Annotated in this window: 11 protein-coding genes and 1 rRNA gene; 3 read left to right on the top strand and 9 right to left on the bottom strand. The window is 71.0% G+C overall.

Features of this window, described 5'->3' with window-relative positions:
• Nucleotides 1-16: 16 nt before the first annotated feature.
• Entirely contained in the window at nucleotides 17-2851 is a 2835-nt protein-coding gene (gene secA, locus ACZ59A_RS43970; RefSeq protein ID WP_470971244.1) for a preprotein translocase subunit SecA, read from the bottom strand.
• A gap of 242 nt (nucleotides 2852-3093) precedes the next feature.
• On the opposite strand from secA, the gene ACZ59A_RS43965 reads away from it, so the two are divergent.
• Together ACZ59A_RS43965 and ACZ59A_RS43960 are read left to right on the top strand one after the other, a co-directional pair.
• Entirely contained in the window at nucleotides 3094-3699 is a 606-nt protein-coding gene (locus ACZ59A_RS43965; RefSeq protein WP_470971242.1) for a GNAT family N-acetyltransferase, read from the top strand.
• A gap of 71 nt (nucleotides 3700-3770) precedes the next feature.
• Nucleotides 3771-4961 (top strand): winged helix-turn-helix domain-containing protein, encoded by a 1191-nt coding sequence (locus ACZ59A_RS43960; RefSeq protein WP_470971239.1) that lies wholly within the window; start codon nucleotides 3771-3773, stop codon nucleotides 4959-4961.
• Nucleotides 4962-4979: 18 nt separating this feature from the next.
• Here the strand turns inward: ACZ59A_RS43960 and ACZ59A_RS43955 are convergent, their stop codons facing one another.
• The 7 genes from ACZ59A_RS43955 to mtnA form a co-directional block, all read right to left on the bottom strand.
• The gene (locus ACZ59A_RS43955; protein WP_468055187.1) at nucleotides 4980-5717 is read right to left on the bottom strand and encodes a response regulator; all 738 of its coding nucleotides are present in this window, start codon (nucleotides 5715-5717) and stop codon (nucleotides 4980-4982) included.
• A gap of 211 nt (nucleotides 5718-5928) precedes the next feature.
• Nucleotides 5929-6621, bottom strand: coding sequence for a ribosome hibernation-promoting factor, HPF/YfiA family (hpf, locus tag ACZ59A_RS43950; protein WP_468055188.1), 693 nt, complete (start codon nucleotides 6619-6621; stop codon nucleotides 5929-5931).
• A 317-nt stretch (nucleotides 6622-6938) separates the two neighbouring features.
• Entirely contained in the window at nucleotides 6939-7703 is a 765-nt protein-coding gene (locus ACZ59A_RS43945; RefSeq protein WP_470971236.1) for a ComF family protein, read from the bottom strand.
• A gap of 142 nt (nucleotides 7704-7845) precedes the next feature.
• Entirely contained in the window at nucleotides 7846-9714 is a 1869-nt protein-coding gene (locus tag ACZ59A_RS43940) for an LpqB family beta-propeller domain-containing protein (RefSeq protein WP_470971233.1), read from the bottom strand.
• Nucleotides 9704-11743 carry an MtrAB system histidine kinase MtrB gene (gene mtrB / locus ACZ59A_RS43935; RefSeq protein ID WP_470971231.1) on the bottom strand — a complete coding sequence of 680 codons (2040 nt, stop codon included), beginning with the start codon at nucleotides 11741-11743 and terminating at the stop codon, nucleotides 9704-9706. Before mtrB ends, ACZ59A_RS43940 begins: the two co-directional genes overlap by 11 nt.
• Nucleotide 11744: 1 nt before the next feature.
• Entirely contained in the window at nucleotides 11745-12422 is a 678-nt protein-coding gene (mtrA, locus tag ACZ59A_RS43930; RefSeq protein WP_179934800.1) for a two-component system response regulator MtrA, read from the bottom strand.
• Nucleotides 12419-13576, bottom strand: coding sequence for an S-methyl-5-thioribose-1-phosphate isomerase (mtnA, locus tag ACZ59A_RS43925; RefSeq protein WP_470971228.1), 1158 nt, complete (start codon nucleotides 13574-13576; stop codon nucleotides 12419-12421). Before mtnA ends, mtrA begins: the two co-directional genes overlap by 4 nt.
• Nucleotides 13577-13725: 149 nt before the next feature.
• Here mtnA and ACZ59A_RS43920 point away from each other — a divergent pair, with 149 nt between their 5' ends.
• The gene (locus ACZ59A_RS43920) at nucleotides 13726-14934 is read left to right on the top strand and encodes a DUF7847 domain-containing protein (RefSeq protein WP_470971226.1); all 1209 of its coding nucleotides are present in this window, start codon (nucleotides 13726-13728) and stop codon (nucleotides 14932-14934) included.
• Nucleotides 14935-15212: 278 nt separating this feature from the next.
• Here the strand turns inward: ACZ59A_RS43920 and rrf are convergent.
• A 5S ribosomal RNA gene (rrf, locus tag ACZ59A_RS43915) occupies nucleotides 15213-15298 on the bottom strand; the annotation flags it as partial.

The raw sequence follows: 15298 nt of genomic DNA, 5'->3' as shown, positions 1-15298 counted from the left end.
TCGTACCGCGTACGCGCTACTTCTTGCGGCGGCGGCCGCCCTTGTTGGCCTTGCGCCGCTCCGCCCGGGTCAGCCCGTCGGACTCGGAGCGCGGCGCGGGCGGGGTGTCGTCGTTGGTGAAGTCGCCTTCCACGACGCCGCCCTCGCCGTCCACCGTCGGGGCCGAGAAGTGCAGCCGGTCCGGCCGCTGCGGGGCCTCCAGGCCCTTGGCGTGGATCTCGGGACGCCCCGAGGAGGCGCCGGCGGGGACCGCGTCCTGCACGTCCTTGTCCAGCGAGGTCTTGGCCTCCGCGTCCTCGACCGGGACTTCCTCGACCTGCTGCTCGACCTGGACCTCCAGGTTGAACAGGTAGCCGACCGACTCCTCCTTGATGCCCTCCATCATGGCCTGGAACATGTCGAAGCCCTCGCGCTGGTACTCGACCAGCGGGTCCTTCTGGGCCATCGCGCGCAGCCCGATGCCCTCCTGGAGGTAGTCCATCTCGTAGAGGTGTTCGCGCCACTTGCGGTCCAGCACGGACAGCACAACGCGCCGCTCCAGCTCGCGCATGATCTCGGAGCCGAGCTGCTCCTCACGGGCCTCGTACTGCTGGTGGATGTCGTCCTTGGTGGCCTCGGCGATGAAGTCGGCGGTGATCCCGGCGCGGTCGCCGGTCTCCTCCTCCAGCTCCTCGACGGTCACCTTGACCGGGTAGAGCTGCTTGAACGCGCTCCACAGCCGGTCCAGGTCCCACTCCTCGGCGAAGCCCTCGACGGTCTCCGCCTGGATGTACGCGTCGATCGTGTCGTCCATGAAGTGGACGACCTGCTCCTCCAGGTTCTCGCCCTCCAGGACGCGGCGGCGCTCGCCGTAGATGACCTCGCGCTGCCGGTTGAGGACCTCGTCGTACTTCAGGACGTTCTTACGGGTCTCGAAGTTCTGCTGCTCGACCTGCGACTGGGCGGAGGCGATGGCGCGGGTGACCATCTTGTTCTCGATCGGCACATCGTCGGGAACGTTGGCCATGGCCATCACGCGCTCGACCATCTGCGCCTTGAACAGCCGCATCAGATCGTCGCCGAGCGAGAGGTAGAAGCGGGACTCGCCGGGGTCGCCCTGACGGCCGGAACGACCGCGCAGCTGGTTGTCGATACGGCGCGACTCATGCCGCTCGGTGCCCAGCACATACAGCCCGCCGAGCTCCTTGACCTCCTCGAACTCGGCCTTGACCGCGGCCTCGGCCTTCTCCAGGGCGGCGGGCAGCGCGGCCGCCCACTCCTCGGCGTGCTCCCCCGGGTCGAGCCCGCGCTGGCGCAGCTCGGCCTCGGCGAGGTCGTCGGGGTTGCCGCCGAGCTTGATGTCCGTACCACGGCCGGCCATGTTCGTCGCGACCGTGACGGCGCCCTTGCGGCCCGCCTGGGCGACGATCGTCGCCTCCCGGTCGTGCTGCTTCGCGTTCAGCACCTCGTGCGGCACACCGCGCTTGGCGAGCTGCTGCGACAGGTACTCGGACTTCTCCACGGAGGTGGTGCCGACCAGGACCGGCTGGCCCTTCTCGTGCTTCTCGACGATGTCGTCGACGACTGCGTCGAACTTGGCCACCTCGGTGCGGTAGATCAGGTCGGACTGGTCGACCCGGGCGAGCGCGCGGTGGGTCGGGATCGGGACGACGCCGAGCTTGTAGATCTGGTGGAACTCGGCGGCCTCGGTCATGGCCGTACCGGTCATGCCGGAGAGCTTGTCGTAGAGGCGGAAGAAGTTCTGCAGGGTGATCGTGGCGAGAGTCTGGTTCTCGTCCTTGATCTCCACCGCTTCCTTGGCCTCGATCGCCTGGTGCATGCCCTCGTTGTAGCGGCGACCGGCGAGGATACGGCCGGTGTGCTCGTCGACGATCATGACTTCGCCGTCGATGACGACGTAGTCCTTGTCCTTCTTGAACAGCTCCTTGGCCTTGATCGCGTTGTTCAGGTAGCCGACCAGCGGAGTGTTGACGGACTCGTACAGATTGTCGATGCCCAGCCAGTCCTCGACCTTGGTCACGCCGGACTCATGGATGCCGACGGTGCGCTTCTTCTCGTCGACCTCGTAGTCCCCGGTCTCCTCCTGACCCTTCTGCAGATTCGCCGCCTCGCCCCGGCTCAGCCGGGTGACCAGCTTGGCGAAGTCGCCGTACCACTTGGTGGCCTGGTCGGCCGGGCCGGAGATGATCAGCGGCGTACGGGCCTCGTCCACCAGGATCGAGTCGACCTCGTCGACGATCGCGAAGTTGTGACCGCGCTGCACCAGCTCGTCCTGCGACCACGCCATGTTGTCGCGCAGATAGTCGAAGCCGAACTCGTTGTTGGTGCCGTAGGTGATGTCGCACGCGTACTGCTCGCGGCGCTGCGCCGGAGTCATGTTGGCGAGAATGCAGCCGACTTCGAGGCCGAGGAACCTGTGCACCCGGCCCATCCACTCGGAGTCACGCTCGGCCAGGTAGTCGTTGACCGTGATGAGGTGGACGCCCTTGTCGGACAGCGCGTTCAGATACGCGGGCAGGGTGCCCACCAGGGTCTTGCCCTCACCGGTCTTCATCTCGGCGACATACCCGAGGTGCAGCGCGGCGCCGCCCATCAGCTGGACGTCGTAGTGACGCTGGCCGAGCACCCGCTTGGCCGCCTCGCGCACCGTCGCGAACGCCTCCGGCATCAGGTCGTCGAGGCTTTCGCCGTCGGCGTACCGCTCCTTGTACTCGTCGGTGAGGGCACGCAGCTCGGCGTCGGAGAGGGACAGGAAGTCCTCTTCGATGGAATTTACCTGGTCCGCGATGCGGTGCAGCTTGCGCAGGATCTTTCCTTCGCCTGCACGCATGAGCTTGTTGAAGACGGACACGTAGGCTGGCTCCTTGCCGGTCGGGCCTGGCACGGTTGTGGGGTGCGCTGGCGCGGCATTGTCAAGGGGCACAAGCCCCGCCGCAACGGCCATCGTAAGACAGACCCCGCCTGGCCGGGAGGTCCGTCACCACGCGGGCCGGGTGTCACCACACCGTGTCAACGCGTGAGAGCGCGCCGGGGTGCCCCCGAATTCGCCAAAACCAGTCGCGGCACCGCGCGGCAGCGGCCCAGACTCTGGCCATGGAGCCCGTCACCCTCACCACCGAGCGACTCGTTCTGCGCCCCTTCCGGCCGTCCGACGTCCCGGCGGTCCACGCTGCCTGCCAGGACCCGGACATCCTGCGCTGGACCACCCTTCCCGCTCCGTACGAACACGCACACGCCGAGGACTTCGTCGGGCGGACCTGCCCGGAGGGCTGGCGGAACGACAGCACCTATAACTTCGCGCTGGTCACCAAGGGTGAGGGAGAACTCATCGGGGCCATGGGCCTGGTACGGCTGACGCGGCTGCGCAGCCCCGAGCGCCAGGCCGAACTGGGCTACTGGACGGTACGGGAGCACCGGCGGCGCGGCTACACGGGCGAGGCGGCCCGGGCGGTGGCCGAGTGGGCGTTCACCGGGCTGGGCGTGGAGCGGCTGGAGTGGTGCACGGAAGCCGGGAACGAGGCGTCGCGGGCGGTCGCGCTCGCCGTGGGCTTCCGGATGGAGGGGACGAACCGGGCGGGGATCGTCCGCGAGGGCACGCGGCGGGACTCCTGGCGGGGCGCGCTGCTGCCCTCCGACTGGGGGCTGCCCTCGGCCACGCCGTACCTCCCGGCCCCCGCGCCCGCCACGAACCCGGTCTGACGGCGTCCCTGGTCGGCGGGGCGCTATCGGTCGGCGGGGCGCTGTCGGTGGTCGCCACTACGGTGGCGCGCATGACGAATCCCACCGCCGGGTCCGGGGCAACCGCGGACCGCAAACCCGAGGTCACCTTGTCCGCCGACGAGGCGCGCCGGATCGCGCTGCGCGCCCAGGGGCTCCTGGGGGCGCCCGACCGGCGCGGCGGGGTGCGCGGCGTCCTGCGCCATCTGGGCGCGGTGCAGCTGGACACGATCTCGGTGCTGGCCCGCTCGCACGAGCTGATTCCGTACGCGCGGCTGGGCGCGGTCGGCCGCAAGGCGGTCGAGTCGGCGTACTGGAGCGACACCCACGCCTTCGAGTACTGGTCGCACGCGGCCTGTGTGCTGCCGATCGAGGAGTGGCCGCACTTCGCCTTCCGGCGCCGCGCCTACCGCGCCCGCCCGCACTGGCACCACGAGCTGCCGCCGGGGGCGTACGAGCAGGTGGTGGCGCAGCTGCGGGCCGAGGGCCCGCTGACCGCGACCGAGCTGGGCGGCGCCAAGAACGGCGGTCTGTGGTGGGACTGGTCGGCGACGAAGGTCGCGGTCGAGCGCGCGCTGACGTACGGCGAGGTGGTGTGCGTGGAGCGGCGCGGCTGGAAGCGGGTCTATGACCTGGCCGAGCGCGCCGTGCCGGACGCGCTGCTGCACGACGACCTGGACGACGCGGAGTGTCTGCGGCGGCTGGTGCGGCTCGCGGGCCAGTCCCTGGGCGTGGGCACCCGGGCGGACCTCGCGGACTACCACCGGCTCAAGGGGGAGCAGGTGGAGGCGGTGATCGCGGACTCGGGGCTGGTGCCGGTGGCGGTCGCCGGCTGGGACAAGGCGGCCTGGGCGGACCCCGAGGCGCTGGCCAGCACCCCGCGCGGGCGGCACCGTACGACGCTGCTGTCGCCCTTCGACTCGCTGATATGGGACCGGGCGCGCACCGAGCGGATCTTCGGCTTCAGCCATCGGCTGGAGGCGTACGTGCCCCGGCCCAAGCGGGTGTACGGCTACTTCGCCATGCCGCTGCTGTCGGGCGGGCGGCTGCTCGGCCGGGTCGATCCGGCCCGTGAGGGGACCACGCTGGTGGCCCGGCAGGTGTCGCTGGACACGCCGAAGGCCGTGGCGCCGATGGCCGAGGCGCTGCGCGAGGCGGCCGGCTGGGTGGGCTGCGACGCGGTGCGGATCGAGCGGGTCGATCGCCCGGAGCTGGCCGCACCGCTGGCGGCCGCGGTCCGCTGACGCGGCGCGGCCCCTCGCTCACCTGATTTCGAGGATCTTCTCCCGCATCGCGTAGACCACGGCCTCCATCCGGGAGTGCAGCTGCAGCTTCTCCAGGATGTTCCGGACGTGGTTCTTCACGGTGTTCTCGCTGATGAACAGCTCCTTGGCGATGTCGCGGTTGTTCATGCCGGTGGCCACCAGCTTCAGCACCTCCAGCTCACGGTCGGTGAGCCGGGGCGCCGGGACCAGCCGACGCTCGTCGGTGCGCTGGATCATCGACTTGAACTCGGTGAGGAGCTTGGCCGCCATCGACGGGCTGATCTGCGACTGGCCGTCGGCCACCGCCCGGATCGCGGTCGACACCTCGTCGGTCGAGATCTCCTTGAGCAGATAGCCGGTGGCACCCGCCTTGATCGCGTCGTAGAGGTCGGCCTCCTCGTCGCTGATCGTCAGCATGATGATCTTGGCGCTGGGGGCCACCTCCTTGATCGATGTGCATGCCTCGATCCCCCCGCGCTTGGGCATGCGCACATCCATCAGGACGATGTCCGGCAGCAGGTCCGCCGCCTTGTCCACGGCCTCGGCGCCGTCCCCGGCCTCACCGACGACCTGAATGTCCTCCTCCTGGGCCAGGACGATCTCCAACCCACGCCGGAAGAGAGCGTGGTCGTCCACTACGAGGACCCGGATCGGCTCCTTGCGCGACTCGCCCCTGTCCGGCCCCAGGCGTTGGTCATCGCCTTCGTCGGACATGGGCCCGAAGCTGTCCGCCATCGTTCCTCCCCCTGAAGGCCATGGCCCTTGCGGTCTGCACTCTGCGGTGCACTGTGCGGTACGGCGCCAACCAGTCTTTTCCCCCATGCCGGTTGGCCGTCGAGCCATGATTTCATGCCCGGACCGGCCACGGGACCGCGCGGCGCATCCGCCGCGCGATCCCGCTCACTCTCTGTGCGCCCGCCCAGAGGCGGTCGAGGCCCGGTTGGCCTCAGGCGCCGAGCGCACCGCCGGCGCCACCGGGCTCCTCACCGGCGAACGCCTCCGGCTGAAGATGAATGACTCCGTAGTCATAGCCGTGCCGCCGGTAGACGACGCTGGGCTGGCTGGTGTCGGAGTCGACGAACAGATAGAAATCGTGCCCGACCAGCTCCATCTCGTAGAGAGCCTGGTCGAGCGACATCGGGACCGCGGCGTGGGTCTTCTCACGGACCACGAGGGGGCCTTCGCCCTGGACTTCCAGGGGTCCCATCCGGGTGGTCGGCACGGTGTCCGACGGGGTGCGCTGGGCGGCGATCTCGCCATGCCCGTTGATACGTGCCGCGTTGGGCACGGTGATGGCCACGTCGCTGGCCGGAATGCGGCCGTTGCCACGCCGGTTGTGGCGCTTGTCGTGCTGCTTGCGCATCCGCGCTTCCAGCTTGCCGGCCGCCAGGTCCAGCGCTGCGTACGGATCGGCCGCCGCGGCCTCCGCGCGAATGACCGGGCCACGGGAGCGAAGGGTGATCTCCACTCGGTCGGAGCGGTCTGCCTGACGCGGGTTGTGCTCCTTGGACACCTCGACGTCGAGGCTGATCACCTTGCCGTCGAGCTTCTGGATCTTATCCAGCTTCAGCTTCTCGGCCACGTGCTTCCGGAACCGCTCGGGCACCTCTGTTTTACGGCCCTTGACGACGATGTCCACGCAGAACTCCGTTCCCGGGTCGCTCCGGATGATCCACCGGAGCTCATCCCTTGTGCACTAGGCTCCGGCGTCTTCCGGAGCCACCGGCTTGGCGGCTTTCACCTCTCCTTCCCACGGGGAACAACTCCACCCCGTTTCGGTTAACAGCTCACAAGAAAGCACTCAAAGCACGCCAAGCGGATTTGCGAGTCATAGCACCTGCCACTCCTCACAACCGAACATAGCTCGCCCGGACCGATGTCGGCACCCCCTACTGGGATGTACCTCCGATCAGGTGCTTTGGCATCCTTACAGCCTGCAACGACGCGGCTTCGTATTCAGTTCCGCTTACCGCTCGCGAAGGGTCCGAGACGCCCGGAAGGCCCCGAGTTCGGCTGGGTCGCCGGGGTCGGCGGCGCGGCCACCACCGCCCCGCCCACGACCTGTCCGCCCGCGTCCGTCACCGCCCGTGCCGCCTCCGCGAGCGAGGCCCCCGTCGTCATCAGATCGTCCACCAGCACCACCGGGCCCGCCACCAGGAGCCGCCCGCCACCCGGCACGGCCTCCAGCGCCCCCGCCACATTCTCCAGACGCTGGCGGGCGCCCAGCCCCGACTGGTCGGTCACCCGGCGCCGCTGCCGCAGCACCGTCGGCACCCGCGCGGGACACCCCTCGCGGCGCAGCACGGCCGCCGCCGCGAACGCGATGCGCCGGGCCGGATCATGGCCCCGCGCCCCCACCGCCCGCCGCGCCGAGGGCACCGGCACGAGCAGCAGTGGCGGGGTGGTTCTCAGGGACCGGGCCGGGGCCCCGCGGGCCGCCGCCCGCACCGAACCGGCCAGCGCCTCGCCCAGCGGCCCCGCCAGCCGCAGCGCTCCGCGCTCCTTGTGCGCGAGCAGCACCGCCCGGGCCTCGTCCACGTAGTCCACCGCCGCATGGACCACCGGCAGCCCCGGCGGCACCGGGCTCGGCAGCACCCGACGCGCCCCGGGCCCCCGCAGCGCCCTATGACACCGGTCGCACAGCGGAACACCCGGCCGACCGCACCCCGCACAGTCGGCCGGCAGCACCAGATCGGCGATCTCCTGCCACCAGCCCCGCATGGCCCCCACTGTCCCGTCACCCCGGCCGGGCCGCCACCCCCTGTGGAAAACCGCGCGCATGTGGACAACCGGCCGCCCCCAAGGCGGGACATGCGGTGGGAGAGGGGTAGGAGAGGCCGCCACGGCCTCCCCCGCCATACGGCTATCCGGGGTACACCGGCCCCGAACCGTCCTCGTCCACGGTCTTCCAGTCCGTGTTCGGCAGCAGCCGGACGATCCCGTTCTCCCTGGTCTCGGCGATCAGCGGCCGGGTCTGGTCCTCCGAGGCGGCCACCGTCTCCACCCCGTTCGGCCCCGGTACCTCCGGCAGATCCGCCGGTGAGCCGTCCGTCTCCACGTACTGCAGCTGCTGCACACCGTCCGACTCACGGCCCGCGACCACCAGCCGGCTGTCCCCCGCCCAGGACGCGGTGTCGACGTCCTGCAGCTTCGGTGCGATCGCGTGCAGCGCCCGCACCGACAGCTTCGGATGGTCCGCCGTGCCCCGCCGCTCGATCCGGCCCAGCCGCAGCGTCGTATGCCCGTCCTGCTTGACCAGCATCGCGATCCTCGTGCCGTCCGCGGACACCCGCAGCGCCGTGATCCGGCCGCCGTCGAGCGCCGGCAGCTCGACCTCGTCCGCGGGGCCGGTGCCGCCCCGCAGCCGCAGCAGCCGCGGCCGCTGCGGATCCCGGTCGGCCACCCACAGCCCGCCCAGCCCGTCCCAGCTGGGCGCCGTCAGCCCGTGCTCGGGGCTGCCGCCCTGGCTGTGCACCCGCACCCGGCCGCGCTCGGCGCCGGACGACAGCTCCGTGACGTACAGCGACCGGCCGTCCTCGCTGACCGCCGCCGCGTCCTGCTCGTCCCGCGAGACCGCCACCGTGCCCAGCCCCGCGCCGTCGGCGCCGAACGGCCCCGGCACCGGCCGTGGCTTGTCCTCGTCGTCGGACAGCCGCACCATCCGGTGCTGCGCGTCCACGAAGTACTGGTGCTGGGGCCGCCCGATGACATGGTCGGGTGCGTACGCGCGCGCCGCGTCGCTCGACAGGGCGCACAGCTCGGAGCCGCTCTGCCGCTCCAGCCGCACCCCGCTGACCTCGTCCGACCCCTCCCAGAGGTCCTGCACCGTGAACAGCGTCTGCGCCGCCATCCGGGCGCAGCGGCCCGGGCTGATCTGCGCCGCCTGGTCGCTCAGCCGGACCTTCAGCGCGTTCGAGTCGTCCAGCGACAGCTTGCCGGTGTTGCGGCCGAGCGCCGTACCGGCCGGGAAGGACGTGCTGACCACCGGATCCAGCCAGTCCGTCGGGCCGTCCAGCAGCGCCTTGACGGTCGCCGTGACCGGGTTGATGCGCCGCCGCAGATAGACCGGGTCGGCGACCAGGACCTCGTCCCCCACCCGTGAGTCCGAGGCATCCGGGCCCAGCTTCGCGAAGTAGTACTTGTTGACCGAGTGGTAGATGCGCTGGAAGTCGGACTCGCCGAGCACCAGCCCCGGCGGCGGCCCGTCGATCCGCCACTCCGACCCGCGCAGGGTGAGATGGATGCGCTCCTCGTACTTCTCCGCATCGGGCCGGTAGGCGTGCGTGGCGTCCACCGTGGCGATCCGCTTGCCCGACAGCACCACCGTCTTGCTGTTGCCGTCCCGGTCGCCGGGGTCGGTCTCCACCCGCACGTCCGGCGCCTGCTCCAGCACCGTGGTCCGTGCGAACGGATCCCAGTCCTTGGAGGCGCCCCGGGTCAGGTACTCCTTCGCGGTGGCGAAGTTCTCCTCGTCGCTCGTCGTGGCCTCCAGGAAGCCGGAGACCAGTTCCGCGGGCTGCTCGCCCTTGCCCGGGCTCACCCCGTACACCCGGACCTGCGAATCCACATCGGAGCGCGGCGAGGAGTCGACCCGCCGCACATCCCCGCTGTCCGGCATCGAGGCACAGCCGGACAGCAGCAGCACACCACACGCGAGCAACGTGCCCGAGCCCCGCGCACGGCGGCGCGCGCCGGAGCGGGAACGGTCGCGGTCGGCACGGTCAGCGCCCACGGGGGCGGCCCTCCCCTTCGTTCGGTGTCGTCTCCTCGCGGTGCTCGCGGTGCTCCCGGTGCGGGGTCTCCGCGGCGCCGCGCACCACCCGCGCCCCGTTCCCCGGCAGCGCCGTCGGATCGGCCGAGGGCACCGGGGCGTCGGCGGGCGGTAGCGCGGAGCGGGGCTGCGCGGGCACCGAGGCCAGCCGCTCCGCCGCGGGCCGCGCCTGCCCGCCGTCGGCCGGCTGCCGGTTGCGCCGCGAGTCCTCGGGCTCCAGCGGGATGGGCGACCCGCGCAGCACATCGCCCGCGGCGCGCGGCAGCGTCAGCCGGAACTGCGAACCGCCACCGGGCTCGCCCCACGCCTGGAGCCAGCCGCCATGCAGCCGCGCGTCCTCCACCGCGATCGACAGCCCGAGACCGGTACCGCCGGTCGTCCGGGCACGCGCCGGATCGGCCCGCCAGAAGCGGTTGAAGACCCGCGTCGCCTCGCCGGGCTTCAGCCCCACCCCGTAGTCCCGCACGGCCACGGCGACCGCGCCGCCCGCCGCCGCGAGCCGCACCACGACGTCCCGGCCCTCGCCGTGCTCCACGGCGTTGACCACCAGATTGCGCAGCACCCGCTCCACCCGGCGGGCGTCCGCCTCCGCGATCACGGGTGCCTCGGCGCCCCGCACCAGGATCCGGGTGCCCTTGGCGTCGGCCAGCGGCTCAGCCGCGTCGACCACCCGGTTCACCACATCGCGCAGATCGATCTGATCGGCCTCCAGGGCGGCCGCGCCCGCGTCGAAGCGGCTGATCTCCAGCAGATCGGAGAGCAGCGACTCGAAGCGGTCGACCTGGCCCCACAGCAGCTCGGCGGAGCGCGCCGTGATCGGATCGAAGTCCTCGCGCCCCTCGTAGATGACGTCCGCCGCCATCCGCACGGTCGTCAGCGGCGTGCGCAGCTCGTGCGAGACGTCCGAGACGAACCGCCGCTGCATCCGGGACAGCTCCTCCAGCTGCTGGATCTTGAGCTGGAGATTCTGGGCCATCTTGTTGAACGCCTCGCCGAGGCGGGCGATGTCGTCCTCCCCGGTGACCTTCATCCGCTCCTGCAGCAGCCCGGCCGCCAGCCGCTCGGAGATCCCGGCCGCCATCCGCACCGGCGTGACGACCTGCCGCACCACCACCCAGGCGATGGCGCCGAGCAGCACCACCACGAACACCCCGGCCGTGGCCAGCGTGCCCTTCACCAGGCTCAGCGACTTCTCCTCCTGGGTGAAGGGGAAGAGGTAATACAGCTGATAGGCGTCGCCGTGGTTGTCGTCCAGCCGCTTGCCGATGATCAGCGCGGGCTCGCTGTCGCCGGAGCCGAGGTGCTCGATCCGCCCGTACTGCTCGTACGGGGCCGTCCGGCCCTCGTCCACCCGCTGCCGCAGATCGGCGGGCACGCTGTCCGCCTTGACGTCACCGGAGGCCCGGGGGCCGCGGCTGGCCACATAGGGCGTCTCCCCGGAGTCGGAGCTGAGCGCGACCACCGAATACGCGCCCTTGCCGCCGCTGGCCAACTGCTCCACCAGGGCGTTCAGCCACGCCCCGGCGTCCTGGGCACCGCGGCTGCCGGGGCCCGCGCCGTCCTGGCCACCGCTCTGGCTCTTGCGGTCGGCCATCTGCTCGGCCACCTCGAACCCGCCGACGGCCTGGCCCTGCGCGGCATGCCGCTTGGCGTCCAGCAGTCCGTTGCGCACCTGGCCGATGACGACCAGGCCGAGCAGGATCACCACACCAAGCGACATCAGCAGCGTGGTGGCCACCACCCGCAGCTGGATGTTCCGCCGCCACAGCCGGGCAGCGGGCAGCAGCGGACGGCGCACCCACCGCCCGAACAGCCGGATCAGCGGATGTGCCGGTCCGCCGGAGGCACCGTCGGGCAGCAGATGCCCGCCGCTCCACAGTCTCCGGAGCAGCGGAATGTCACCCGCCGGATCCGGTCGCCCCACCCGGCCGCTCTCCGGCGCCCCGCCTCCCGAACCCTGGGGCCGCGGAGCCGTGCCGCCACCCGTCATCTCAGCTGGGCCCGGCCTTGTAGCCGACGCCGCGCACGGTCACCACGATCTCCGGCCGCTCCGGGTCCTTCTCGACCTTCGAGCGCAGCCGCTGCACATGGACATTGACCAGCCGGGTATCGGCCGCGTGCCGATAGCCCCAGACCTGCTCCAGCAGCACCTCGCGGGTGAACACCTGCCACGGCTTACGGGCCAGGGCCACCAGCAGATCGAACTCCAGCGGGGTCAGCGCTATCGACTGCCCGTCCCGCTTCACCGAGTGCCCGGCGACGTCGATCACCAGATCGCCGATCGCCAGCTGCTCCGGCGTCGGGTCCTCGGACCTCCGCAGCCGCGCCCGGATCCGGGCCACCAGCTCCTTCGGCTTGAACGGCTTGACGATGTAGTCATCGGCACCGGACTCCAGCCCGACCACCACATCGACCGTGTCGCTCTTGGCGGTGAGCATGACGATCGGTACCCCGGACTCGGCCCGGATCAGCCGACACACCTCGATGCCGTCCCGTCCGGGCAGCATGAGGTCGAGCAGCACCAGATCCGGCTTGGCCTCGCGGAAGGCGGCAAGAGCCTTGTCGCCGTCCGAGACAAACGACGGTTCAAAGCCTTCGCCGCGCAGCACGATGCCGAGCATCTCTGCCAGTGCGGTGTCGTCGTCGACGACAAGGACGCGTCCCTTCATGAGGCCATCATCCCATTACCTGATCGTGACCTGGCGCACAGCTCTGCGATACCCCCTTCGGTGACCGGAGCGACGACACCACGCTCGGTGACGATCGCGGTGATCAGCTCCGGCGGTGTGACGTCAAAAGCCGGGTTGAACGCCTGGGTGCCCAGTGGAGCCACCGGGACTCCCATCGCCGTCTCGGCCCCGCGGCCCGGAGCATGCGGCACTATGACGTCCGTCACCTCGTGCCCGGGTCGCTGTTCGACCTCGATCGCCGCCCCGTCGGGGGTGTCCGGGTCCATCGTGGTGGTCGGGGCCACCACGATGAACGGCACATGGTGGTAGCGGGCCAGCACCGCGAGCGGATAGCTGCCGATCTTGTTGGCCACCGAGCCGTCCGCGGCTATCCGGTCCGCACCTATCAGGACCGCGTCCACTTCCCCCGCCGCGAACAGCGACCCCGCCGCGTTGTCGGTGAGCAGCGTGTAGGCCATCCCTTCCCGGGCCGCCTCGTACGCCGTCAAGCGAGACCCCTGGAGCAGCGGGCGGGTCTCGTCCACCCAGAGCCGCCGCAGCTGCCCGGCCCGGTGCACCGCCTTGACCACGGCCAGGGCGGTGCCCTCACCGCCGGAGACCAGCGCACCGGTATTGCAGTGGGTGAGGACGCGGTAGCCCCCGGCGGGGAGCAGCTCATCAAGGAGCGCCCGGCCGTGCCCGGCCATCCGCTCGCTGGCCTCGGCGTCCTCACCGTGCAGGGTGCGGGCCTCGGCGAGCGCGGCCGCGGCGGCCCGGTCGGGGTCCGCTCCGTCCCCGACCGCCGCGTGATACGCGGCGGCGGCCCGGCGCACGCCATAGCCGAGGTTGACGGCGGTGGGACGGGCATGGGCGAGCGACTCGGCGGCCTCGTCCACATCGAATCCGCGCACCGCGGCGAGGGCGACCCCATAGGCCCCGGCGATGCCGAGCAGCGGGGCTCCTCGGACGGCGAGCGAGCGGATCGCCTCCACCAGCATCGGCACATCCGTGCACACCAGCTCGACCTCCTCGGCGGGAAGCCGGGTCTGGTCGAGGAGCACCACCACGGGTCCCTCGGGTGGTTCCTCCCAGCGCAGTGCGAAAGCAGTGGGCCCTGCGGCGCCTTCCGGGGATCCCCGGTGCTCATCAGCCATCCGCCCAGTCTGCCCCCTGCGGCGCCGACTAATGAAGTGGTCAGCCCACCCCAGCGACCGGTACGAACCACAACACACCGTGGCACGATGGCTACGAACCGGCCGTCACCGCATCCGCGACCGGCCAACGAACGACCTACGGAGCGACGATGAACGAGTCTCCGGGCTGGGCTCCGCCCGGATCGTCCCCTTCCGACGAGCCCGACCACGGCAGTCAGCAGCCGAACGAGCCCGTCGACCACCCCGCGCCGGAGCGGCCTGCGCGGGCCGCCACCTGGGCCGAGCGGCAACCGCCCGCAGGACACTGGACGGCCTCCAACGGCGGCATCTCCACGCCGCCCCCGCACCCGGCGGGCCCGGCGAACGGCGGTGGCTGGGGCGCCGGTTGGCGACAGCCGCCCGCACCCCGCCCCGGTGTCATCCCGCTGCGCCCGCTCGGGGTGAGCGAGATCCTCGACGGTGCGATCGCCACCGTGCGTGCCCACTGGCGCACGGTCCTCGGCATCTCGCTCGCCGTCTCGGTGGTGGCCCAGGGACTGATCACCGTCGTCACCGGTCTCTGGTTCCGCACGACCTCCGGAACCGGCGCGGTCGACAATCCGGACCCCACTCTCGAGGAGGCGCTGGAGGCCGTACGCAACGCTCTGGGCAGCAGCTCGGTGACCTTGCTCGTCGGGGTGCTGGGCACCATCGTCACCACCGCCCTGCTCACCATGGTCACCGCCCGGGCGGTCCTGGGCCGATCCGTGTCCACCGGCGAAGCCTGGGGCGGTGCCCGGCCGCGCCTGCTTCAGCTGTGCGGTCTGCTCCTGCTCGTCCCGGCCATCACCGCGGCCGTCATCGGCGTGGGCATGGCGCCGGGGATGCTCCTCGTAGCGGCCGGTGTGGGCAGCGAGGGCGCGGCGCTCGCCTCTCTCGGGGCTCTCGCCGGAACGGGCGTCGCCATCTGGCTTTGGGTCCGCTTCAGCCTCGCCGCCCCCGCGCTGATGCTGGAGAAGCAGGGGATCATCTCTGCCCTGCGTCGCTCGGCCAAGCTCGTACGCGGAGCATGGTGGCGCGTCTTCGGCATCCAGCTCCTGTCCATCGTGCTGGTCTTCCTCGTGGCCGCCATCGTCGAGGTCCCGACCAGCGCCATCGCGATGGCGTTCGGCGGGGACAGCGCCATCGACTACCTGTCCGGCGAGTCCGTCTCCGTCGGCTGGGCCTTTCTGATCGTCGTCGGCATCGGCGGAGTGATCAGCTCCTCCGTCACCTTTCCGATCAGCGCCGGTGTGACCGCTCTGCTCTACATGGATCAGCGCATCCGGCGCGAGGCACTCGACCTCGAACTCGCCCGTGCCGCCGGCTACGGCAACTGATGCGGTGATGGTGGCGGGTGGCGGCGTCAGAACCGGCCCCATAACGGGCCCTGACGCCACCGCCACCGCCTTCCCGGCCTGCATCGCCCTCACCCCAACCCCCCGCTTCTCCTCGCCCCTCCTGCTGGCGATTCTGGGCGGTCCCTCACTCGCCACGCCAGGGCCGCAGCCCTCTTTCACTCGATCCGGTGATACATCAGTTCGATTGGGAACCTGGCACTGAACGCAAAAATGCCTCGGTCCCGAGCATAAAATGCTCGGGACCGAGGCTAAAAATTGTTCGGCGGCGTCCTACTCTCCCACAGGGTCCCCCCTGCAGTACCATCGGCGCTGAAAGGCTTAGCTTCCGGGTTCGAAATGTAAC

It is taken from the genome of Streptomyces sp. NPDC040405 (assembly GCF_055595765.1).
This window is presented reverse-complemented; position numbering and strand designations above follow the sequence as displayed.

What these genes read in the sequence shown, in the direction of transcription:
- ACZ59A_RS43965 (WP_470971242.1), top strand. Translation starts at nt 3,094, where the DNA reads ATGGAGCCCGTCACCCTCACCACCGAGCGACTCGTTCTGCGCCCCTTC.
- ACZ59A_RS43960 (WP_470971239.1), top strand. Translation starts at nt 3,771, where the DNA reads ATGACGAATCCCACCGCCGGGTCCGGGGCAACCGCGGACCGCAAACCC.
- ACZ59A_RS43955 (WP_468055187.1), bottom strand. Translation starts at nt 5,717, where the DNA reads ATGGCGGACAGCTTCGGGCCCATGTCCGACGAAGGCGATGACCAACGC.
- ACZ59A_RS43945 (WP_470971236.1), bottom strand. Translation starts at nt 7,703, where the DNA reads ATGCGGGGCTGGTGGCAGGAGATCGCCGATCTGGTGCTGCCGGCCGAC.
- mtrB (WP_470971231.1), bottom strand. Translation starts at nt 11,743, where the DNA reads ATGACGGGTGGCGGCACGGCTCCGCGGCCCCAGGGTTCGGGAGGCGGG.
- mtrA (WP_179934800.1), bottom strand. Translation starts at nt 12,422, where the DNA reads ATGAAGGGACGCGTCCTTGTCGTCGACGACGACACCGCACTGGCAGAG.
- mtnA (WP_470971228.1), bottom strand. Translation starts at nt 13,576, where the DNA reads ATGGCTGATGAGCACCGGGGATCCCCGGAAGGCGCCGCAGGGCCCACT.
- ACZ59A_RS43920 (WP_470971226.1), top strand. Translation starts at nt 13,726, where the DNA reads ATGAACGAGTCTCCGGGCTGGGCTCCGCCCGGATCGTCCCCTTCCGAC.